This is a genomic window from Pseudanabaena minima str. Chao 2107, assembly GCF_051131155.1.
Lineage (GTDB): Bacteria > Cyanobacteriota > Cyanobacteriia > Pseudanabaenales > Pseudanabaenaceae > Pseudanabaena > Pseudanabaena minima.
In genome coordinates this window covers 2034864-2055872 of record NZ_CP159508.1, presented here as the reverse complement: position 1 = coordinate 2055872, position 21009 = coordinate 2034864, and the positions used below count along the sequence as shown (strand labels likewise).

The 21009-nt window shown below is 41.6% G+C and carries 21 protein-coding genes; 13 read left to right on the top strand and 8 right to left on the bottom strand.

What is annotated here, in order from left to right; all coding sequences use genetic code 11:
* The first annotated feature begins 150 nt into the window (after positions 1-150).
* From hpf to ABM313_RS09160, 4 genes are all read left to right on the top strand, one after another.
* Positions 151-726 (top strand): ribosome hibernation-promoting factor, HPF/YfiA family, encoded by a 576-nt coding sequence (hpf, locus tag ABM313_RS09175; protein WP_434687458.1) that lies wholly within the window; start codon positions 151-153, stop codon positions 724-726.
* 251 nt (positions 727-977) lie between these two features.
* A complete protein-coding gene (queF, locus tag ABM313_RS09170; protein ID WP_434687456.1) occupies positions 978-1364 on the top strand; it encodes a preQ(1) synthase in 387 nt (128 codons plus the stop codon).
* 57 nt (positions 1365-1421) lie between these two features.
* On the top strand, positions 1422-1856 hold the full coding sequence (locus ABM313_RS09165; protein WP_434687455.1) for an ExbD/TolR family protein: 435 nt from the start codon (positions 1422-1424) through the stop codon (positions 1854-1856).
* Between the two features lie 53 nt (positions 1857-1909).
* Positions 1910-3046, top strand: a complete 1137-nt coding sequence (locus tag ABM313_RS09160) for an energy transducer TonB (protein WP_434687453.1) — start codon at positions 1910-1912, stop codon at positions 3044-3046.
* Positions 3047-3161: 115 nt separating this feature from the next.
* Here ABM313_RS09160 and ABM313_RS09155 read toward each other — a convergent pair whose 3' ends face one another.
* From ABM313_RS09155 to ABM313_RS09140, 4 genes are all read right to left on the bottom strand, one after another.
* Positions 3162-4241, bottom strand: coding sequence for a DUF1176 domain-containing protein (locus ABM313_RS09155; RefSeq protein ID WP_434687451.1), 1080 nt, complete (start codon positions 4239-4241; stop codon positions 3162-3164).
* A gap of 311 nt (positions 4242-4552) precedes the next feature.
* On the bottom strand, positions 4553-5197 hold the full coding sequence (locus tag ABM313_RS09150) for an NlpC/P60 family protein (RefSeq protein WP_434687449.1): 645 nt from the start codon (positions 5195-5197) through the stop codon (positions 4553-4555).
* Positions 5198-5199: 2 nt separating this feature from the next.
* Positions 5200-5553 carry a type II toxin-antitoxin system PemK/MazF family toxin gene (locus ABM313_RS09145; protein WP_434687448.1) on the bottom strand — a complete coding sequence of 118 codons (354 nt, stop codon included), beginning with the start codon at positions 5551-5553 and terminating at the stop codon, positions 5200-5202.
* Positions 5534-5782, bottom strand: a complete 249-nt coding sequence (locus ABM313_RS09140; RefSeq protein ID WP_434687447.1) for a hypothetical protein — start codon at positions 5780-5782, stop codon at positions 5534-5536. The genes ABM313_RS09145 and ABM313_RS09140 overlap by 20 nt, the downstream gene beginning before the upstream one ends.
* A 196-nt stretch (positions 5783-5978) precedes the next feature.
* On the opposite strand from ABM313_RS09140, the gene ABM313_RS09135 reads away from it, so the two are divergent.
* The 3 genes from ABM313_RS09135 (at position 5979) to ABM313_RS09125 (ending at position 8716) form a co-directional block, all read left to right on the top strand.
* Positions 5979-6599, top strand: a complete 621-nt coding sequence (locus ABM313_RS09135) for an RNA polymerase sigma factor (RefSeq protein WP_094528826.1) — start codon at positions 5979-5981, stop codon at positions 6597-6599.
* A gap of 13 nt (positions 6600-6612) precedes the next feature.
* Positions 6613-8190, top strand: a complete 1578-nt coding sequence (locus tag ABM313_RS09130) for a hypothetical protein (RefSeq protein WP_434687445.1) — start codon at positions 6613-6615, stop codon at positions 8188-8190.
* A gap of 175 nt (positions 8191-8365) precedes the next feature.
* Entirely contained in the window at positions 8366-8716 is a 351-nt protein-coding gene (locus tag ABM313_RS09125) for a hypothetical protein (RefSeq protein ID WP_434687444.1), read from the top strand.
* Positions 8717-8812: 96 nt separating this feature from the next.
* Here ABM313_RS09125 and ABM313_RS09120 read toward each other — a convergent pair whose 3' ends face one another.
* The 3 genes from ABM313_RS09120 to ABM313_RS09110 all read right to left on the bottom strand — a co-directional run bounded on the left by ABM313_RS09120 (position 8813) and on the right by ABM313_RS09110 (position 10908).
* Positions 8813-9040 carry a hypothetical protein gene (locus ABM313_RS09120; RefSeq protein WP_434687442.1) on the bottom strand — a complete coding sequence of 76 codons (228 nt, stop codon included), beginning with the start codon at positions 9038-9040 and terminating at the stop codon, positions 8813-8815.
* A gap of 498 nt (positions 9041-9538) precedes the next feature.
* A complete protein-coding gene (locus tag ABM313_RS09115; protein WP_434687440.1) occupies positions 9539-9862 on the bottom strand; it encodes a hypothetical protein in 324 nt (107 codons plus the stop codon).
* A gap of 80 nt (positions 9863-9942) precedes the next feature.
* Positions 9943-10908 (bottom strand): 50S ribosomal protein L11 methyltransferase, encoded by a 966-nt coding sequence (locus ABM313_RS09110; protein WP_434687438.1) that lies wholly within the window; start codon positions 10906-10908, stop codon positions 9943-9945.
* A gap of 218 nt (positions 10909-11126) precedes the next feature.
* Here ABM313_RS09110 and ABM313_RS09105 point away from each other — a divergent pair, with 218 nt between their 5' ends.
* From ABM313_RS09105 to ABM313_RS09090, 4 genes are all read left to right on the top strand, one after another.
* Positions 11127-12977, top strand: a complete 1851-nt coding sequence (locus tag ABM313_RS09105; protein ID WP_434687436.1) for an iron uptake porin — start codon at positions 11127-11129, stop codon at positions 12975-12977.
* 481 nt (positions 12978-13458) lie between these two features.
* Positions 13459-14181 carry a hypothetical protein gene (locus ABM313_RS09100; protein ID WP_434687434.1) on the top strand — a complete coding sequence of 241 codons (723 nt, stop codon included), beginning with the start codon at positions 13459-13461 and terminating at the stop codon, positions 14179-14181.
* A gap of 426 nt (positions 14182-14607) precedes the next feature.
* A complete protein-coding gene (locus ABM313_RS09095; protein ID WP_434687433.1) occupies positions 14608-15354 on the top strand; it encodes a hypothetical protein in 747 nt (248 codons plus the stop codon).
* Between the two features lie 428 nt (positions 15355-15782).
* Positions 15783-16496, top strand: coding sequence for a hypothetical protein (locus tag ABM313_RS09090; RefSeq protein WP_434687431.1), 714 nt, complete (start codon positions 15783-15785; stop codon positions 16494-16496).
* A 692-nt stretch (positions 16497-17188) separates the two neighbouring features.
* Here the strand turns inward: ABM313_RS09090 and ABM313_RS09085 are convergent.
* Positions 17189-18202, bottom strand: a complete 1014-nt coding sequence (locus tag ABM313_RS09085; protein WP_434687429.1) for an agmatine deiminase family protein — start codon at positions 18200-18202, stop codon at positions 17189-17191.
* 209 nt (positions 18203-18411) lie between these two features.
* Here ABM313_RS09085 and ABM313_RS09080 point away from each other — a divergent pair, with 209 nt between their 5' ends.
* Positions 18412-19050 (top strand): hypothetical protein, encoded by a 639-nt coding sequence (locus tag ABM313_RS09080; protein WP_434687427.1) that lies wholly within the window; start codon positions 18412-18414, stop codon positions 19048-19050.
* A gap of 27 nt (positions 19051-19077) precedes the next feature.
* Positions 19078-21009, top strand: coding sequence for a hypothetical protein (locus ABM313_RS09075; protein ID WP_434687425.1), 1932 nt, complete (start codon positions 19078-19080; stop codon positions 21007-21009).

Sequence of the window (21009 nt, the reverse complement as noted above, 5' to 3'; positions counted from 1 at the left end):
AGTGCATCAAAGTTGGGTTGCTAACACCAGCAAAGTGTTATGGTGATCTCATAGCCAAATCAGCTATTCGGCGCAGTGGGGTAATTAAAAACAAGATTGCGTGTGTCAACTTTATTAACTGATTTGGAACTCAGAAGCGAGGTCATAGAGATGAAACTTGTAATTCAAGGCAAGAATATTGAAGTCACGGAAGCCATCCGCGAATATGTTGAGCAAAAGATCGACAAAGCGGTGAGCCATTTCCAAACATTAACCACAGAGGTAGATGTGCATCTTTCTGTGGCTCGTAATCCTCGCATTGCTTCTAGCCAATCGGCTGAAGTAACAGTCTATGCGAACGGATCTGTGATCCGTGCCGAGGAAAAGAGCGAAAATTTGTATGCAAGTATTGACCTAGTTGCTGACAAGATTGCTCGTAAGTTGCGGAAATTTAAAGAACGCAAGAGCGATCGCACTGCTGCGAAAACTAGTATTGCTGTTGTTGAACAACCGCCTGTCCCTGTGCCAAACGGTAATCGTGTAGTTGAGTTGCCCACTCAAGTGGTACGAAATAAATACTTCGCTATGCCTGCTTTGTCTGTGGATGAGGCTCTGGAACGGTTGGAGTTAATTGATCATGATTTCTATGTTTTTCGCAATGCTGATACGGGGGAAATCAATGTTGTATATGAACGTAATCATGGCGGGTATGGTGTGATCCAGCCCCATGATGTCAAAAAACATTAGCCACAGCTTATAGGAGAGAGCGCTTTGCCATCTTCTATCTTCTAAAAAAAGGAAGAGCGCAAAGCGCTCTTCCTTTTTTTAGGTTTAAATTTGCTACGCTATAAGGATAAGGGATGTGCAGTAAAATAAAGAGCCGATTTCTGTTGCCGAGGCAACAGAAATCAGGTTCTTTATTTAAAGCTCAAAGCCCTAAAGCAAATTCTTGCTCAGTTTCATTTCTTTTATTTGTTATTTTTTATCCTAGAGCAGACATGACTGTTAAGTACGGCGAACAAGCGATCGCAGAAGCAACTCTCACCACTTTTCCGAACCCTCGCATCGGTAGAGATTACAACATTCAGATTACCCTTCCTGAATTTACTAGTAAATGTCCATTTTCAGGCTATCCCGACTTTGCCACTATCTACATTTCCTATACACCTAATCTTGTGCTGGTAGAACTCAAGGCAATTAAGCTGTATATCAATAGCTATCGCGATCGCTTTATTTCCCATGAAGAGGCGGTCAATCAGATTTTGGATGATTTTGTAAAGGCAGGAGATCCTCTAAGAATTAATGTCAAAGGTGACTTTACGCCTCGTGGGAATGTGCATACAGTTGTGGAAGTAAATTATTCCAAGCCCCAAGAAACAATCTAGCCCCCAGAAACAATCTAACTTTAGGATGCGTCATATTGGTATGAGGGCAGTTGATTTATGAAAATCCATAAAAAATACCAAACATCGGCTAATGCTGAAATCAATCTAACTGCTTTGTTAGATGTAGTGTTTTCAATTCTGGCGTTTTTTATCTTGTTGTCAGCCGCCTTAACTGTACCAAGTCGAATTGGAATTGATTTACCAATTAGCGATCGCAGTGGTAAGGGTGACTCAAACTCAGGGGATCTCCAACCAGAAGATGTTTTCGTAATCACACTTGATCCTGCGGGACAAATGTTGAAGGATGAAAAATTGATTCCACCGCAACAGTTGGCGCAGGAGATCAATAGATTCTTAGCAACTTCTGCGCGAGGTGTGGTTGTACTGAGCGCTGACGATTCAACTGTCTCTTATCAAATCGTCATTAGCCGTCTGTCAGAGTTAAGGGCAATTGCAGGTAATCGAGTGGCGATCGCCACGTCTCGATCTTGATTCAAGTGCTTTGCTTAGTAAATTTATACTTACAAAATACTTAACACAAAACCATGTTGCCGACTGAACCAAAGAGTGAAATAACTGTAAGTCAAACAGAGCAACCCATGTTGAACTCTAAAAATACAGTTGTTGCAAAAAATAATCCGATACGTCAATTTGCTAACAAAGCAGGTGGTCTGATTATGAAGTACCCGTTTTGGGTACTTGTGTTGAGTTCACTCGGTATCCATACCGCCTTTGCTTTGGTCGCACCAAATCCACTCAAAAAAGCAGAACCTCGTGAAGTTGTCGTCTCAACGCTTCCAGTTGTCAAGTTACCTCCCAAGACATTAACTACTAACTCAAAGCCAAATAAATCACTCATTGATAATTTATTTGTCAAATCTGCACCCAAAACTAACTCACCCCTAAATCCATTTCCCGATATATCTAGCAGTAGCCCATTAACTACCTTAGACCTAGATAGCTTAAGTAATCTTGAGGATTTACCACCAGTTGCCGACCCGTTCTCTATTTCCCCATTGCCCGATGACCCTGAGAAACCACAGTTTGTAAAACCGCAAACTCCTTCTGTATCTACACCATCCAAAACTCCACCCACTCAGCAGCGCTTTACTCAGTCTGGGCAAATTGACAACACTAGTCCTCCTGTTAAGCAAACAGATAATATCAAGCCTGAGTTTCAAAATGGTGGTCTTAAGAAGGATGTGACTGCACCAACCAAAAAATCTGGCAATAGTAAAGATGCTGATACCACAAAAAAATTACAAGGAGCCGTAGCCGCTAACTCTTCTAATAGTGATCGCAAAGAAAAAGAGATTGGTAATATTTCGGCACTTTATACTACCGACAAGCAAATCATTGATTTGTTATCTAAAAATTTAATCAGGAATACTCAAATTGCCCCTGCTGATGCTTTGATCTCTAACCCTGATCTCAACAGGGAGAAAGGAGTGACATGGATTCCTCCAAAAGTAGCTAATACTTCTGGAAAAAGTGGCTCCGTCACATTTATGTGGCTTGTTGATCCTAGCGGTGAAGTCCAAACTAGGTTTTTAAAGTCCAGTGGCATTAAGGAGTTAGATGATATTGCTAGAGAAACGGTTAAAGACTACAAATTTAAACCAATTGAAGATCCTCAAAGTGGTAAATATCGTCTTGTGACGGCTAAATATGATTTTCCTTAGAAGGTGGAGCAAAGCACCGTCTTAAAAAAAACAAAAGTTGTCGCAAAGTGACACCTTTTGTAACAATAAGTAATGGCGGCGCTTCGCGCCGCCATTACTATTTTTCAAGCCTTGCTTAGGGATAAATAATGGGAAAATCTTGAACATAATTGCCATCACAGGCATATTTAGCCCGATATTCTTGTAAAACCATGCGATCGCCTTCTAATTTGTAAAGAGCCGATGATCCGCAATCACCAACCCCTCGAAACTTGGTGAAATTGGTTAACGTCTGCGATCGTACATTAAATCTAGGCAAACCTGCGATTGAGCGATCGGTAATCCGTTTAGGCTTTTCACCTGCTTTTGGCTCTTGGAAACTATCAAATTCGAGAGGGATAGCACGGGGTTTTGGAGACTCATCGATCCATAGGACATATTCAAAGTTGCCTTGATAAGCAGCTAGAAAACATTGAATTTGGACTAAATACTTTTTATCAGTGATTTGGAATGCTTTGGAACCCATGCCATTTTTTCCATCTTCGGCACGGAAGTTATCCTTGCAAACTCCCAAACTTTCACGATTTTGGAGTACATATTGCAATGGATCAGAAGTAGAATTTGTTGCCGACGAATTGGATTTATTAGAACGGGTAAGATAGCGTAGTAACTGCTCTTCTGTTAATTTTTGATTGGGAAAAGTCACTCGCAATACAGGTTCAGGATTTTGAGTGGTAGGCGCTTCGAGAGTATATATATAACCTTCATTGTTAAACTCGATCACCCCATCTTTTTGAGGATTATAATTGGTTGCTTCTAAGTCCAATCCGCCGCTACCATCTTTATTACGGCTGATGTAATAACGTGGACGATTAGGTTCCTTTGCATCGGCACAAATGTAAACTCGATAATTGGAAGTCTCTCCGTAAGCATAAATCACTCTTGTTTTGCCACAGATGATATCGCCTTCAATTTCTTTGATATCACCAACAGCGATCGCTTTTGTTGAGGCTTTTGAGGAAGCAGAAACAGGCTTTTGGAGATTCGCATCAGGAGACGGAGAAACTGTTTTAGAAGTGGTTGTCGTGGTGATTGTGGTTGTGGACTGCGAACTGTTCGGGGGTGATGTTAATGAGTTTGGGGTTTCCTGATTGGTGCATCCAAGAAATATCAGACTAACCATTGCTGCCGTTAAGCCAAGTCGATTTTGCAACATGAACCTTCTCCTGATAATTGCTCTCTAGTATAGCGATCGCTACTTTACAGCGCTTTGCGCTGACATAAACCCCAGAAATATTTTTGAAAGCGTCGCTTCGCAACGCTTTCAAAAATATTTCTGTACTACTTAAAACCTCAATAGACTGTATCGCGATTTTGATGTAGGCAAGATAAAAAACGTAAACCCTGACTATGATTGTTTTTTCATTTTGCAAAGCCCTACAGTTTAAGACATAAAACCCTATAGAGAGTTCCGATCATTTTTGTAATGAATTGCCGCACTTAGTGCGGCAATTCATTACTTTTTTCCTATGTAATTCTAGCCGCCCCACGTAATTGCTTGGCATACCATTGGGAAACTGGATCTATTCCTGCTAGTTGACTAATCTTAATTCCATTATGTCCATGCTCTTTTCCTGAACTATGAATATATTCGCCATTACCGATATAGATGCCAACATGAGTTGCTTTTGTCACATTTCCAAAAAAAATTAAATCACCGATTTGGATGTCTTCTAGGGTTACTGCTTCTGCAAATGCTTCTTGTTGGTAGGCATCACGCGGAATCAGAATACCAACCGATGCAAAAGCCGCTTGCATTAATCCTGAACAATCATAATTGGGGGCAACTGTCCCCCCCCACAAATACTCATTGGGTGTTGCCATTGCTTGTCGAATAAAAGTGATCACATCGGGAAGGCGATCGCGTATTTCGCTAGCACTCAAAGCTGGCGGTAAATTATTGATAAAACTTTGGCGATCGCTTAGTTCTAACTTCTCAACATCTTGACGATCAAGTAAGCCCGTATAGTTATCTTCTAGCAGTTGGATTTTTAGAAAACTTGGCTCAGATGTTAATACTTCTAGATATCTACCCTTTGCCATCTGCGTCGCGAGGCGATCGAGTTTGGGTGAATCATAAATATTAATATCAGCCAAGCTGCGATAAATCATAGTTAAATACCGAGAGTATGTCTCAAAGCTTGATCAATTTCAGTCGTTGGCAGTGAGCCGATCACATTGTAAATTGCGGAAGTCGTGATCGTTGTCAGGTTATCGGTCATTATCACTGAGTCAGTTAGTAAACCTGATTGCTTTCCAGCGATCGTATTCAACATTACCAAGACCCGACTAGGATGAATACTCCTGATCATCCGACTAGTAATCATCGCAACCACTACTTGTGGCAGTCCTGTTTGCAAGTTATCAGCTTGGACAATTATTGCTGGTCTTGTTTTGGCTGTAGCCAGATCTGAGTTGGGGAAAACTACAAGAACAACATCTCCGCGTTTAATGTTTTTTGGCGACATCGTAATTATCGTAAATACTCATTTCGGGGCTATCCCACTCTTCAGCAAAAGTAAATAAACTAGCTCGTAATATCTGTGCGTCGGCTCTATTAATACCAAGGGCTTCTAAATTAATCTCATCTGACTTTAGAAATGTAACGATAACTTTTGTGCCATCGGGTATGCCTGTGGGTAGATCGGCGATTTTGATCTGTCCATTACGGTAAAGACCTTCAAAACTGGTGAGCATAACGAGCTATTCCATAATTTTGGAGCGAAGTTATCTTTTAAGATACCAAAAAGAGAGGCGGCGCGAAGCGCCGCCTCTCTTTTTGGTATCTTAAAACAATTTAGTACGAACTACGGGTTGCATTATCATACTTTGCTGCTAGTATGTGTGCATCAAATTTGAAAACTTAAAAAGTGAGCTAGCAATAGCCGTGACCGTGCAGCTTCCCCCCCTTCCCGAAATTCATCACCCTAAGATTCAGGCGCTTTTTCAGAAGAGCGATCGCGAACTCGTGACGCTATTTCAAAGACATCCTGAAGAGGGTCAATATTTTGCAGCGATTTTTTGTCGCTATGGACAGGTGCTATATACCTTAATTGGTACAGCAACGCGATCGCCAGTGCAATCAGACTACTTATTTGTAAAGACTTGGGAATATATCTACCACGAGATGCGAGTGCTAGACTTGCGGGCTAACAAACCGCATCTCTCGTTGCAAAGTTGGCTGATTAATATTGCGGCGATGATGATCAATCGTGCCGAAGTCCCCCCCGTTGAAGACATTCAATATTCGCTCAAAGATACTCCGCCCGTATTTTGGTGCTACCTTAATCAAGCGCTAAATCAAATGGCTGGTAACCTACGTCTGATACTATTGTTGTCTCAAACTTTTCAGTGGAGCCATACGCGCATCGCTGCCTACTTACATGCTGAAGGTGAGAACATCTCTGCTAGTGATGTTAAACAACTTCTAGTCAAGGCTTATCACGCCCTAGAAGATGCCCTTCCCGAAGATATTCGAGACATTTACCTAGCTCAAACCGCTGTTACTGCCTGAGGTAAAGATTATTATGCAAACATTGAGTCCTACCATCTCTCCAACGATTTCTAAAACAAGCAACCAAAGAGTCACTAATTCAGAGACTGATCTTTTGCCTGCGATCGCTCAGTCTTCAGTCTTGCAAACAGCGTTGGCTGGTTTGGATGCGAGCCTCAATGACGAGCTAGATCGTTATCGCCATTGGCAAGCTAACGGTCAAACCATCTCTTATCTCAATCCTTTTAGACCCCGCGCTGTCTCAACTCAATCGATTTGGACTTCACCGAGTTTGTCGGATGCACTCTCCCCGATCGCTCCAATCGTTGAGCCAGCCACTAATAGCGATCGACGGACGATCCAAATGCCTGTAATGCCAGCTATAGGGACGGTATCAGCAGTAAATCCATCGATCAACATATCTACGGCTGAGTTACATAACTTCCGAGGGCTAGAAGCTCTCCAGAGTCTTGAGAATTTGTCTGATGCTGGTGTAGAGACAGATCTACCTTATGCACAAGATATGAATGGCTATGGTGAAGCTACAAGCGGCAGTATGAATTCGCCGACGATGGCAAAAATACCTGCACCTGATGATGATGATATTTTGCAAAGCTTTGCTAATGACTATGCAGATCACTATCAGGATTCCATTGATCAAGAGTCAGCTTATCCGATGCCTAATGCACCAACTGAAAAGAGTGCCTTACGCAGTTTGATGAATCCTGTGGGGATTATTTCACTATTGTTATTGCTCTGCTCTAGTGCTGCGATCGGCTATCTGATGGTCGATCCATCGGGTGTGATGAAGATTTTTAAGCCTGAAACAAAGCCCAAAGCGGCTCAAACTGATGGCAAAAATGCGGATTTAGGTAGTGATATTAATTTACAAAATCAGCAGAAAGCGAATGATTCAAGCTTGTCTTTTGTACCTTTTGCTGGTGATAAAGCTGAATTAGCAAATAATAGTAGTAAAACCCTAGCTAATCCTGCGATCGCCCCCAAAAATCCCTTAACTAACCCATCAACGAAGTCGTCAAGTTTGTTCGCCCCAAATAGTGCTTTTGTACCGAGTACACCTTTGCGAACTGTACCATCAACTTCATTGCCGTCCATTTCAGTTGCGCCACTACCACCTGCTTTAGCACCAGCACCTGTGGAGCGTAGCTATAGCCCACCTGCGAGTAACAGGAATTACGATTCGGCACCTGCTCCTGCAAGTTCCTATAGACCCCCTGCTCCGCGTCCTGCAAGCAAAGCTGTTCCTGCGCCCAGTCCAGCTAAAGCAACTTCCACAACACCTGTAAGTCGTGCTAACACAAATACTGCTGCCCCCACGACTGTATATGTTACCCCACGCTCAAATACTGCGGTGAAGTATGCTGCTCCGTTATCATCGGCTCCTGCTCCTGCGACTACCGCCCCAAGTAGTAGTAGCTATCGTGTAGTTGTGGATAATAGCTATGCAGCTAGTGCTCAGCAAATTGAGCAGGATGCTTATGTACGGCCTAGTGATGGACAAGTACAGGTTGGATCTTATCGAGATCCTAATGCGGCTCAACAACGGATTGAGCAATTGCGCCGTCAAGGTATTCCTGCCAGAATTGAATAAAAATTGATAAATTGTGTAGAGCGAAGCTCTACACAATTTATCAATTTTTAAATGAGTTCCTATTCATTTGAAAACAAACAACTAATCCTAGTAAGGGGTTTAAGTTTTCATTTTGCCGTAGGCAAAGTAAAGACCGCTATATCAATGAGAAGTTACTAGCGAGACGCAAAAATATATGCACTTTGTTTTCGATGCGATCGCCTGCGGTTTATTGGCAGCCCTAACATGGATGGGGCTAGTCTGGATGTCACCAAATCACCATATTGAGTCTGGGAAAGCTTGGTTGCAAGGTGTGGGACTGGTGGCGATCGCCAATATTTTTGTATGGATTGCACTAGTAGGCTTAAATCTGCGATGGATTCCCCTATGGGCAATTTGCTTTTTAATAATTAATGCGGCGATCGCTAGTTTATTATTTCCACTTTGTGAAGGGATTAAAATTCCGCGTATTTGGGCTTTGGTTATTCATCCTTTAGCGATCGCGGGGATGGGAGTTTTGCTGGGTGGGGCGGTAGGTTTTTTATAGTTGTCCAAGCCCTGCTTGTCTTACCAATAAGAGAAGGGCAGCGCTTCGCGCTGCCCTTCTATCAAATAAAAAAGGGAGTGCTATGCACTCCCTTTTTTATTTGATGGAAAAGTTAAGAAATATCAACATAATGCCAAAGGCAAGCATTCCCACCGCAAAAACTGACAATGCGTTAGTGAATTGTTCGGAAAACTGCATTACTTCTGCGGCAATGACTTCTGGAGTTTTGTAGCGATCGGCCCACCAGAAATAACTGAGGGTAAATGCGACTCCTAAAAATAGGATGACAAATAGAGTAAAACCGATCAAAGGGGTATACACCATATATTTCCCAACTCCTCTTTGTGATTTAAAAGTTTAGAAATAGCTAGCCTATTTCTAAACTGGTATTTAGTCTAATCAAGGCATAAGTTGAGTTAGTAGCGATCGCTACTAGCCCAGATGATTACTATTATCTGACTTTAATCAATCTTTTGTGTTTAGCTACGTCTAAGCAATTGTTAAGTTCAATTACAGCCCAAACTCAAGAATATAAGTGGTGGTGCAAAGCATCGCCACTTATATTCTTGAGTTTGGGTTGTATAGCAATAAAAGAGTTAGCTAGGATAAATCAAAACCCAGATATATGAAGGCGGCGCTTCGCGCCGCCTTCATATATCTGGGTTTTATGTCCTAAGCAAAACTTTTATTGCTAAGTAGCTAGGCATAAGTAAACTAAAAACCAAAAAGGTTGTTCCGCCCGCTACGCGGGCGGAACAACCTCTGGTTTTAGATTTTAATTAAGCCCAGCTACTTATAAAAACAATTTCAGAAATAAACCCCTTAAAAAATCCTTTGTACCCTTCTTACGAGATTACTTGATGTTTGGTTGTCGGGACCTGCTACAGCAAAGAACACAACTCCTCGTTTTGCTTCACAGCGGATTGATACACTATAGTTGCCATTGACTCCAAAGGCTCCATTAGCCAGTGGCTCAAAGTTACTATCAAATCCAGCATCTTTGGCAGCTATTTCTGCTCTTCTGATACAGGAATCTTGGCTCATAGAAATATATTTGACGTGATTAAAAATAATCGGATATTGTGCTACAGCCATAGCAGGAAAGGCAAACACACTCAAGATTGGCAATAGTTTTAGATAGTTCATAGGGATTTTTAATATTGATTTTTGCTTTGTCTCTCAGTTGAAAAGCATCTTTCTAGCTTTCGCTTTACACTCAAATTTTATTAACGATCGCGAACACGATAGGCGATCGCGATCCATTCGTTCATGTGAACGTGATCACATTGTTCAAAGCCTGCTTCTATCATGGACTGGGTGACATCTTCGGCGCGATCGCTGGTATATCCTGCGGTGATTAGGGTTCCTGAATGTGTAGAAGTATTGCGTAGAGCCTTGTAAAAATCGGAGGCGAGGGAAATATGAACTCGCGCAAAAATATTTGCAACGATCAGATCGAATTGTCCATTAGCTTGAACTTCAGGAACAGACTCAATGCTATCACCACCCATCCAATGCCCTAGCTGGCTAGCACTGCCGAGGCTGGCGCATTTGACAGTGACCTGTTGCGAGACTTGATTGCGTTCCACTGCATCTTGAGTAGCATCTACAGCGATACGATCATTATCAATTGCCAACACTGTCGCGCCGAGTTTGGCTAGAGCTACACTGAGAATCCCTGAACCAGACCCAAGATCGAGAGCATCAAGTGGTGGCTGAGTATGGTGTTCTATTAAGCGTTCTATTAGTTGCAAACTCAGGATTGTGGCGGGATGGAATCCACTGCCAAAGGCGAGACTATTTTGGAGACGGAGAATAATCTCTTGGGAATTAATAGCTTGATAGTCAGAGTCAGCCGATAGAATTACAAAGCGATCGCCTATTCGCCGAATTAAAGAATTTTCGGGATTATGTTCCATTTTAGGAGGCTTCTGATCAACTACAAAAGTTTGTAGTTCGCTAGTCATACCTGTGCGATGGAGTGGTTTTAAGATAGAAGAAATAGTCTCTATACGTTGATGAATTTGGTCATCTTCGAGTAGATACATTTGAATTGTGAATGTCCATTCGGCTGAGCGATCGCGATATTCGCGGATGTGCATATCTTCGGTTGAGATCGCATTGGCAAGTAATGTGCAAATCCAATCCACGGCTTCATTAGTAGTATCGAGGCTCAATTCTATCCATGACATAATTAGTTTCCTTCCATTTAATCAGCAATTCTCATTATGAAAAATGATGTCTTTGAAATCATTACACAAAGCTTCTTTAACAATTATTAGCAGATTTGGGAATAGTTGTTAAAGCCAGTAGATTCGTTTCATCATGAGAAATACGACAAAATACTGTTGACTTAACAACAAAATTATTGAACAAAACTATTGAAAATGATAGATTTAAATAAATACATATGATATATGTAGATAATCGTTGTGGGTGGGGCTTTATTGGTTTATCAATGCATTTAAAAATTCGTAAGTATAGTAAGCTGTCAAACTTGGCTTTGGCTAGCGCTGCGATCGCATCTTCTATGCTGATCGCAGATGTTGCTCAGGCTGAGACTCCAACTGTTACCAAGGATCAAAATGAATCTAGTTTGATTAGAGCAATCGGTAACGATCCGATGGTAAAGATCCCTCTAGACAAAACTATTCCTGTAACAAACAAATCTAGCGAATCGTCACTGATTCATGAGATTAATCAATTTAAAATCGAGCGTCCGTCAGCAAAAACAGCTCAAAACGTTTCATCAGTTTCTCAACTAAGTGATGTGCGCCCAACAGATTGGGCTTTTACCGCATTGCAATCTCTGGTTGAGCGCTATGGATGTATTGCAGGTTATCCTGACAGCACCTTTCGCGGTAAACAAGCAACTAGTCGCTATGAATTTGCGGCTGGGTTGAATGCTTGTTTAGACAAAATCAATGAGATTATTTCCGCAGGACTGGCTGATAAAGTCAGCAAAGAAGATCTTGCCACATTGCAAAAGCTTCAAGAAGAATTCGCTGCTGAACTTGCTACTCTGCGTGGTCGTGTAGATGCCCTTGATGCGAAGACTGCGAAACTCGAAGCACAGCAGTTCTCGACAACGACTAAACTTTTTGGTCAAGCTATTTTTGGTTTACAAGGTCGCCTGAATAACAATGCCAATCTGCCTAGAGTTGTTGGTGCTGTATCGGCAGATCCTGCGACGAATGTTAACTTTGGAGCAAATGTTCAACTTAGTTTACTAACTCAGTTTCCCGATCGCAGTTTGTTACTGACCAGTTTACAAGCAGGTAACATTTCCACTGATGCACCATTTACCAGCTTTAATGCGCTCAACAATGGCTTTACTCGTCTAGCCTATGAAGGCAATACAGGTAATACATTGAGGCTAACTGATCTCAACTATCGCTTTTATCTAGGCGATCGCCTTGCGATTATTGTTGGTCCTAGGGGCATAAGTGCAGTCAACGTATTTCGTGGCGCAAATCGCATCGAAAGTGCAGGGAGTGGTCCGATCTCACTCTTTGCTCAGCGCAACCCGATCATTAGTCTCAATGCTGGACAAGCAGGTTTAGGTTTTGACTGGCAGATTGCCAAAGGGTTCAGCTTGCAGGGTGTTTACTCAGCAGGTAATGCGGCGGCGGCGACTGATGATGGTGGTTTGTTTGGTGGACCGACTTCGATTGGTGTGCAGTTAGCTGCCACTATCTTTGAGCGCGTCGATGCTTCGATCTATTACCTCAATTCCTACACCAATAACGGTACGCTCGGCAGTGCTGTTGGTGATAACTTCGTGGGCATCACTTTCCCAACCAATGTCGCTTCGAAGTTTAACACCAATGCCTTTGGTGGATCGCTTACTTGGCGGGCAACCAATCAACTCAATCTTGGTGGTTGGCTTGGTTTCACTAATTCTAATATTCAGAATGCTGGATTTTCTGGCAATGTGAATACTTTTAATTGGATGACCTATGCCAACTTGATTGACCTGTTTAAGGAAGGTGATTTGTTTGGACTTTATGTTGGACAACCACCTAGCATCACCAGCAGCAACTTGAGTGGAAATATCAACTTCCCTAGTTTGCTCAGTGGCACGGGTGGTATCACGGGTTCTCAACCTGCGACCACAACCCATCTTGAGTTGTTCTATCGCTATCCTATTTCCAAGAACATCAGTATTACCCCTGGAGTGGTATTTGTGTTTAGTCCTGGTAATACCGCTAGTAGCGACACGATCACAATTGGAGCTTTGAGAACTACGTTTTCGTTCTAAAAGCTCATTTAAGAATTGTACTTCTAGCCCCCCTAGCCCCCCAATTCTGGGGGGAACCAGATTTAAGTCCCCCAGAATTGGGGGACTTAGGGGGCTAGATACCTAGAGCTTTAAACAAGATTAGAACTTACGCAAAAGAACGAAATGTAGGGGCAATTCATGAATTGCCCCTACGATAAAATGCAGGTTTCAAGTCATTTTTGCGTAAGCCCTAAAGATTTGAAGTGTCAGGCAATTCTTAAATGGGTTCTAAAAGATCGCTTTTTATAGTAGGAATCGAAATAATGCTTAGTCATTATTTCAGTTCCTATCAATGTTGATCGTTCAGCATTTTAATTCAGGCATATTGAACATCAAGTGGATTACTGAACTGTTAGCAGATTGATATTGCTGATTTTGTCAGGTAATCGCAGGGGGAAACGAGATCTATGCCTTTGTCCGAAAATCCTTGTTCTTTACATTTCTAGCGAATCTAAAAATCATGAAAAAATTTGTTACCTTGTCTGTTTTGCTCAGTGCTGTAAGCGCTGGTATGCTCTCAGCAGCACCGAGTTCTGCTCAAACCGTTCCAATTATAAGTGGGACAGTTAATCTAAACTTGGATAGCTTTTCAACCATTTTAAATCTCAGTAGTTCTACTGTTCTCACACCCATTGGTTCTGTAAGTATTAACGCCGACGGATTCAACGGTGATTTAACAAGTTCAGTTCTTTCTATCACCGACGCAGTGACCTCATCAGTCCCTAGTAATGTGAGTAATGAGGGTAATAATTTGAATATTAATTGGGATTACAGTTCAAATAATGGTCCTAACCCGCTCATATTTGTTGGAACCACCAATGGAACTGGTCCAAATGGTACATTCACAAATGCCCCTACTACAATCAATTTCAGTGCTGAAATAACTAGATCAACAGCAGTTGCTGGTATTTTCCCAGCCCCAGTTTCAGGTGGCAGTATCACACTTCCCGCACCACCACCACCTGTAGTTGTAGTACCACCAGTTGTAGTACCACCAGTTGTAGTACCACCAGTTGTAACTTGCACCGACTGCTTAAATGTTATTCCTGATCTCCGTATTTCCAATTCAACATTTCTATCACCAGCTTCGCAACAGCCTGAATATAGTCAGGAATATAGTAGAAATAATTTTTCAACATCATCTTTTGACGGCGGTCGCGTTCTCGGTCTAGAGAACAAATAAGCCCGTAACCCAATTTCTGTTTTTTAATTAGCAGAGCAAGTTACGGTTTATAGCGTTTATCAACTTACCACTATATAAGCAACTCAAAAAAGGTAGGGGCAATTCATGAATTGCCCCTACGATAAAATGCAGGTTTCAAGTCATTTTTGCGTAAGCCCTAAAGATTTGAAGTGTCAGGCAATTCTTAAATGGGTTCTAAAAGATCGCTTTTTATAGTAGGAATCGAAATAATGCTTAGTCATTATTTCAGTTCCTATCAATGTTGATCGTTCAGCATTTTAATTCAGGCATATTGAACATCAAGTGGATTACTGAACTATTGGCAGATTGATATTGCTGATTTTGTCAGGTAATCGCAGGGGGAAACGAGATCTATGCCTTTGTCCGAAAATCCTTGTTCTTTAATTTCTAGAGGATCTAAAAATCATGAAAAAACTTGTTGCCTTGTCTGTTTGTCTCAGCGCATCCACAATACTACTTGCTGCATCCCCCAGCTTTAGCCAGACTGTTACTGTACCTATCACTGGTACAACTATTGGTCTCGATGTTACTCCAACTGGTCCGGATAGAGCTACACCTTCATTTATTATTGTAAATACGACTCTTCTAACACCTCTTGGCGCTGTCAGTGTTAGTGCATTGAATGGAAGCATCGCTGCTACTACACCTAATATAGGTGTTGGTTTATTCGACGTAGTTGCATCACAAATCACAAATATTAATGGGGAGACTGACTTTTTTAATGGGAATGATGCACCGCTCACTACATTTATATTTACTGGTACTACAGATGGAACAGCTCCGTTTGTACCAAATAATGCATTTACCAATGCGCCAACTACAATCAACGCAACATTTTCTACTAGCGAATTTCAACTTCCCATCCCTTTAGTTGTTAACGTTCCCATTACAGGTGGCAGTATCACACTTCCCGCACCACCACCACCTGTAGTTGTAGTACCACCTGTAGTTGTAGTACCACCTGTAGTTGTCGTAACACCAGTTGTAACTTGCACCGACTGCTTAAATGTTATTCCTGATCTCCGTATTTCCAATTCAACATTTCTATCACCAGCTTCGCAACAGCCTGAATATAGTCAGGAATATAGTAGAAATAATTTTTCAACATCATCTTTTGACGGCGGTCGCGTTCTCGGTCTAGAAAACAAATAAGCCCGTAACCCAATTTCTGTTTTTTAATTAGCAGAGCAAGTTACGGTTTATAGCGTTTATCAACTTACCACTATATAAGCAAAACAAAAAAGGTAGGGGCAATTCATGAATTGCCCCTACGATAAAATGCAGGTTTCAAGTCATTTTTGCGTAAGCCCTAAAGATTTGAAGTGTCAGGCAATTCTTAAATGGGTTCTAAAAGATCGCTTTTTATAGTAGGAATCGAAATAATGCTTTAGTCATTATTTCAGTTCCTATCAATGTTGATCGTTCAGCATTTTAATTCAGGCATATTGAACATCAAGTGGATTACTGAACTATTGGCAGATTGATATTGCTGATTTTGTCAGGTAATCGCAGGGGGGAACGAGCTCTATGTCTTTGTCCGAAAATCCTTGTTCTTTACATTTCTAGCGAATCTAAAAATCATGAAAAAATTTGTTACCTTGTCTGTTTTGCTCAGTGCTGTAAGCACTGGTATGCTCTCAGCAGCACCGAGTTCTGCTCAAACCGTTCCAATTATAAGTGGGACAGTTAATCTAAACTTGGATAACGGTTCAACCATTTTAAATCTCAGTAGTTCTACTGTTCTCACACCCATTGGTTCTGTAAGTATTGACGCCGACGGATTCAACGGTGATTTAACAAATTCAAGTATTTCTATCACCGACGCAGTGACCTCATCAGTCCCTAGTAATGTGAGTAATGTGGGTAATAATCTGCTTATTGATTGGTATTATGGTGGTCCTAACCCGCTCATATTTGTTGGAACCACCAATGGAACTGGTCCAAATGGTACATTCACAAATGCCCCTACTACAATCAATTTCAGTGCTGATATAACTGAATCAACAGCAGTTGCTGGTATTTTCCCAGCCCCAGTTTCAGGTGGCAGTATCACACTTCCCGCACCACCACCACCTGTAGTTGTAGTACCACCAGTTGTAGTACCACCAGTTGTAGTACCACCAGTTGTAACTTGCACCGACTGCTTAAATGTTATTCCTGATCTCCGTATTTCCAATTCAACATTTCTATCACCAGCTTCGCAACAGCCTGAATATAGTCAGGAATATAGTAGAAATAATTTTTCAACATCATCTTTTGACGGCGGTCGCGTTCTCGGTCTAGAAAACAAATAAGCTCGTAACCCAATTTCTGTTTTTTAATTAGCAGAGCAAGTTACGGTTTATAGCGTTTATCAACTTACCACTATATAAGCAAAACAAAAAAGGTAGGGGCAATTCATGAATTGCCCCTACCTTTTTGTGCAACCGAGTTAATAATTAGAGATGATCGGCTTAGCCGATCATCTCTAATTATTAACTCGGTTGCTTTCTGTACGAGCGATACAGGCTTTGATTCTGGATTTTAGAAACCATTTAAGAATTACCTTCTGGCGCTGAAAGCCCTAAGAGATGCCCCTCAATCCCCCTTAAAAAGGGGGAAGAATTTAATTCTCCCCCCTTTTTAAGGCTACCGTGTACACACAAGTCATAAAACCTAGTCAAGTCAACAATTAATCGCCCCCTAGCCCCCAATTCTGGGGGAACAAGAAAATAAAATTCTTTCAAAGTCCCCCAGAATTGGGGGATTTAATGATCCCCCTCAATCCCCCTTGTAAAGAGAAGAAAAATTAATTAATTCTCCCCCCTTTATAAGGGGGGGGCTGGGGGGGATCTAGACAATTCTTAAATGGTTTCTTAATTGCATCAAGATATTTATTGTGTATATTTAACTTGGTTAAAACTTCAAACTTTTTAACTACAAAAGTTTGTAATTCGGTAGTCAGCCCTGTGCGATGGAATAGCAATTTTATGGCTATCCGAACTTACTATTTGGGCTGATGACAAGTAATGCAATGGAAAGCACCACCGCCAAGAAGAATATGCTTTGCTGAAAGCCCGATCACTTGGCGATTAGGGAAATGCTTAGCGATGGCTTGAACTGCTAGCTGATCATTAGCAGAACCATAGAGCGGAATGATTACGCTGTCATTGGAGATGTAGAAGTTGAGATAACTGGCGGGCATAATTTCGCCTTCGTCATCGAGAACGAGACTTGGTGAAGGAATTTTAACTACATTTAATTTATGCCCCTGAGCGTCGGTCATCGCTTCTAATTGGTTGGCAATATCATTGAGAACTTGGTAATTAGGATCATCTTCAGAGGTTGGCTGCATACACATGACGGTATGAGGTGCGATAAAACGTACGATCGTGTCGATATGCCCGTCGGTATGGTCATTGAGAAGTCCTTCCTCAATCCACAGTACCTTTTCTACTCCCAAGGCATTTTTTAATCCTAATTCAATCGCTTGTTGATCCATATGAGGATTGCGATTGGGATTGAGTAAACATTGCTTAGTGGTGAGACAGGTTCCTGCTCCATCGACTTCGATCGCACCACCTTCAAGTACCCAGTCAAATTCAAATTTAGGAATATCAAGGGTTGAAAGAATATTCGTAGCCACGCGATCATCATGTTCGAGCATATATTTGCCTCCCCAACCGTTCCATTGAAAACGCAAAGCTCCTAATTTTCCCTCTGCATTTTTGACATAGATCGGTGTGATATCGCGCATCCAGATATCGCCAAAGGGAATCTGATGAAAGCGCACGGGCAAATCACCGAGTAGTTCTTTTGCTAGGGCAGCAGTTTCTTCTAGTACTAAGATTTCTAGCTGTTCGGATGTGGCGATCGCTTTGGCAAGGGCGACAAATTCCGCTTGGACGATATCGAGATATTCTAACCACAGGTCGCGATGGCTGGGGAAGGCTAGCCAACAGGCGGTGTGGGGTTGCCATTCGGCTGGCTGTGAGTAGCCCAAGGTTTTGGGGTGATCCATGACGGTTGCGGTGTTGTTAATAATCCATCGGAAATCCTACCTTTATTTTGGGCGATCGCGCTATTGCTGACGCTACTTGCCTCAAAAAACTTAGAAAACGGGACGCAAAAGCATTATCCTAAAAATAGTGGGTGTGGTTGCTTAATTTCAGTCTAATTTTTTGCTTTGAAAATATACATAGTTCAGGTTTGCAGCCTAAATAAATAACAATGAGTACAGTTAATAACGAAATACGTTTGCTCCTAAATTTGTGGGGATTGGGGAATGGTCAGGGGCTAGTCAAGAGAAGTGAGCTTTTGCGTCCTTACAAGGGTAAGGAGAAGAAGGCGGTATATGAGGTGAGCTTGCAGGATCTTGCTGAACGTGGGGCGATCGCCTTGACGATGGATAAGAAAGTGCCGAAGTTGTCGCTGACGGATGCGGGTTTGCAACAGTTGGCGACGGGTTTGCTGTCGGCGGATTTTGGGTTTGAGGGGCAGTTGGTGGGCAGTCGATTGGCGAATGCAGCTCTAAGATGGTTTAGGCAATATCAAGGTGTGAGTGTGGATGCGATCGCATCTAAGATCTCGACTTACGATGAGTTTAAGGTTGTGGCTTTAGAAACTTATGATCGGATTAATTTTGAGTTTAGTCACAATAACTTTGTCCCTATTTACAAAATTCGCCGTTCAATTGGGGATCTTGTAACTCGCTCAGAGTTTAACGAGTGGTTGATTAAGATGCAAGCCGATGACATTTTGCTACTTCAAGAAAGTGGAGTGGAGGATAGCTCACCAGACAAACTACAGGATTCTGTTTCAACTCCTATTAGTGGTTTGCGATGCTATGCAACCAAGAAAACAAAATAAGAGATAAAAGAAAAGGTGCTACAACAAATGACTGACATTAAAGTTTTGAATCAACTTATTGAACAATACAATCCATTCTCTGCCAAAGTAACAGCCCAGCATAATGTTTGGAGTCTCGATTATTCTGGCGTAGCAGAAATTAATCAGAATGCTTTTAATAGTGTCCTGAGACTTATTGATGATGTTGATATAGGTAAGTCAACTTCAGAGGGGGCGGTACTAATTGGCGAACGTGGTCTAGGAAAAACACAGTTATTTGCCCGATTGCATCACCATCTAAACGCCAATGACAAAGCTTTTTTTGTTTACATGGGTGAATATGACAACCTTGATCTAATCAAGTCAGAATTTTTGCAATCCCTTGTATATAGCCTCAAACGAGAATATTGCCCTAATGTCACCCAATGGCAAGCTCTAGCTGCGGCAATGTACTTTGATGCAAGAGGAAATACCCCGTGTTCAGTCGAACATCTTGTAAATCAATTCCCTAGTATTTTTGCAAAAGATCCAAGCAAGATCAATGCTTGGACTAATGGAATAGCGAAAAAATGTCCCGATATAAAAAATGTATTCTTGATTAGAGCAATTTTATGGACACTTTTGCCTGAAGCTGCTCCATTTGCTGCTATGTGGCTTGCGGGAAAGAAATTAGCAGAAGAGGATGCCAAGAGTTTAAATCTACCAGTAGATCGGGAACCTGATTCTTTTGCCTACACATGCGATCTATTAAATCTAATCACGAGATATAAAACTATTGTCTTTTGTTTTGACGAGTTAGATACTCCTCAAGTGAATAGTCAGATGCTTACGCTTGTTCAAGTCTTGATTGATTTAGCAAAATACTTACGAAACAATATAAAACGAATTGTTATTTTGCTCTCTGTATTTCCGCAGACACTTGAAGAAGATATTCTATCTGCTCAGTCTTCTGTTAGTAGTCAGACTCGCGCTGCATATGATCGCTTCGATCATCAAATTCGCTTAGAATTTCTTGATGAACAGTCTAGCCTTGCTTTGATCAAGCATCGTTTACAACAATTTTATAAACAGCACGATGTTATTCCTCCCGATTCTTTCTACCCTTTTCAAGAGGATAAATTAAGACAAATCTTTGCGAGTGATAGAGCCCCATCTCGTCAAGTTTTACGTTGGTGTGAGGAAAATTGGACACCAAAGCCACCAATTATTATTGGTGTGACAGATCTCCCTGCTGTTGCGCCGACTACTTCGACTAGCAATCGAGTTGCCGAATGCTTCAAAGAACAGATGATGGAAGTTTATGATCGTATAGACGATATTATTGATGACTCAGACAAAATTTCAAAGGCTCTCGATCTGGCTTTTAGACTTTTAGTAGAGGAGGTTATTGAGGGTTTCCGAGTTTATGAATTGGTTGAAGAGCAAGATAAAAAATATAGCGATCTCGTCCCTTTCAAGATTAAAGTCCGTAAAGCTGAAAATGTAACCGGCCCATTTACATTTATTGGCGTTGCTGTAATCCAAAAGAAAGGGAATGCACTAACTAGCGCTCTATCTAAATTGGTTGATTTTAATAATCTCAAGCAAACAAGAGCTTGCATGGTTCGTTCTGAAAATATTACTGGGGCAACGGCTCAAAATCATGCTCTAACACTTCTTAATAATGGAGGTGAGTGGGTGGGAATAGTTGCGGAGCAAATAGCTCCTCTGCTGGCACTGCAAGCTTTAGCCGAAAAAGCCGAAAAACTAGAGCAATACGAGTTGACTCCAGAACAGGTTATGGAGTATGTGGACTCGGAAAAACTTCTAACTGAGAATGCTTTAATCAAAGAGATTTTGAGTAAGCCAGAAGGAAAACCACCCAAAAACGCGAAGCCATCAGATATCAATAAGCTTGCTAGTATTCCTCAGTCTTTGTCAGTCCAAGATAATGGCGAAGACAGTGATTTGCAAGCCGATGACAGTTTACTGACTGAATAG

Bases quoted from the DNA above. Each gene is read 5' to 3' on its own strand.
- hpf (WP_434687458.1), top strand. From the start codon at position 151: ATGAAACTTGTAATTCAAGGCAAGAATATTGAAGTCACGGAAGCCATC.
- queF (WP_434687456.1), top strand. From the start codon at position 978: ATGACTGTTAAGTACGGCGAACAAGCGATCGCAGAAGCAACTCTCACC.
- ABM313_RS09165 (WP_434687455.1), top strand. From the start codon at position 1,422: ATGAAAATCCATAAAAAATACCAAACATCGGCTAATGCTGAAATCAAT.
- ABM313_RS09160 (WP_434687453.1), top strand. From the start codon at position 1,910: ATGTTGCCGACTGAACCAAAGAGTGAAATAACTGTAAGTCAAACAGAG.
- ABM313_RS09155 (WP_434687451.1), bottom strand. From the start codon at position 4,241: ATGTTGCAAAATCGACTTGGCTTAACGGCAGCAATGGTTAGTCTGATA.
- ABM313_RS09150 (WP_434687449.1), bottom strand. From the start codon at position 5,197: ATGATTTATCGCAGCTTGGCTGATATTAATATTTATGATTCACCCAAA.
- ABM313_RS09145 (WP_434687448.1), bottom strand. From the start codon at position 5,553: ATGTCGCCAAAAAACATTAAACGCGGAGATGTTGTTCTTGTAGTTTTC.
- ABM313_RS09140 (WP_434687447.1), bottom strand. From the start codon at position 5,782: ATGCTCACCAGTTTTGAAGGTCTTTACCGTAATGGACAGATCAAAATC.
- ABM313_RS09130 (WP_434687445.1), top strand. From the start codon at position 6,613: ATGCAAACATTGAGTCCTACCATCTCTCCAACGATTTCTAAAACAAGC.
- ABM313_RS09125 (WP_434687444.1), top strand. From the start codon at position 8,366: ATGCACTTTGTTTTCGATGCGATCGCCTGCGGTTTATTGGCAGCCCTA.
- ABM313_RS09120 (WP_434687442.1), bottom strand. From the start codon at position 9,040: ATGGTGTATACCCCTTTGATCGGTTTTACTCTATTTGTCATCCTATTT.
- ABM313_RS09115 (WP_434687440.1), bottom strand. From the start codon at position 9,862: ATGAACTATCTAAAACTATTGCCAATCTTGAGTGTGTTTGCCTTTCCT.
- ABM313_RS09110 (WP_434687438.1), bottom strand. From the start codon at position 10,908: ATGTCATGGATAGAATTGAGCCTCGATACTACTAATGAAGCCGTGGAT.
- ABM313_RS09105 (WP_434687436.1), top strand. From the start codon at position 11,127: ATGATATATGTAGATAATCGTTGTGGGTGGGGCTTTATTGGTTTATCA.
- ABM313_RS09100 (WP_434687434.1), top strand. From the start codon at position 13,459: ATGAAAAAATTTGTTACCTTGTCTGTTTTGCTCAGTGCTGTAAGCGCT.
- ABM313_RS09095 (WP_434687433.1), top strand. From the start codon at position 14,608: ATGAAAAAACTTGTTGCCTTGTCTGTTTGTCTCAGCGCATCCACAATA.
- ABM313_RS09090 (WP_434687431.1), top strand. From the start codon at position 15,783: ATGAAAAAATTTGTTACCTTGTCTGTTTTGCTCAGTGCTGTAAGCACT.
- ABM313_RS09085 (WP_434687429.1), bottom strand. From the start codon at position 18,202: ATGGATCACCCCAAAACCTTGGGCTACTCACAGCCAGCCGAATGGCAA.
- ABM313_RS09080 (WP_434687427.1), top strand. From the start codon at position 18,412: ATGAGTACAGTTAATAACGAAATACGTTTGCTCCTAAATTTGTGGGGA.
- ABM313_RS09075 (WP_434687425.1), top strand. From the start codon at position 19,078: ATGACTGACATTAAAGTTTTGAATCAACTTATTGAACAATACAATCCA.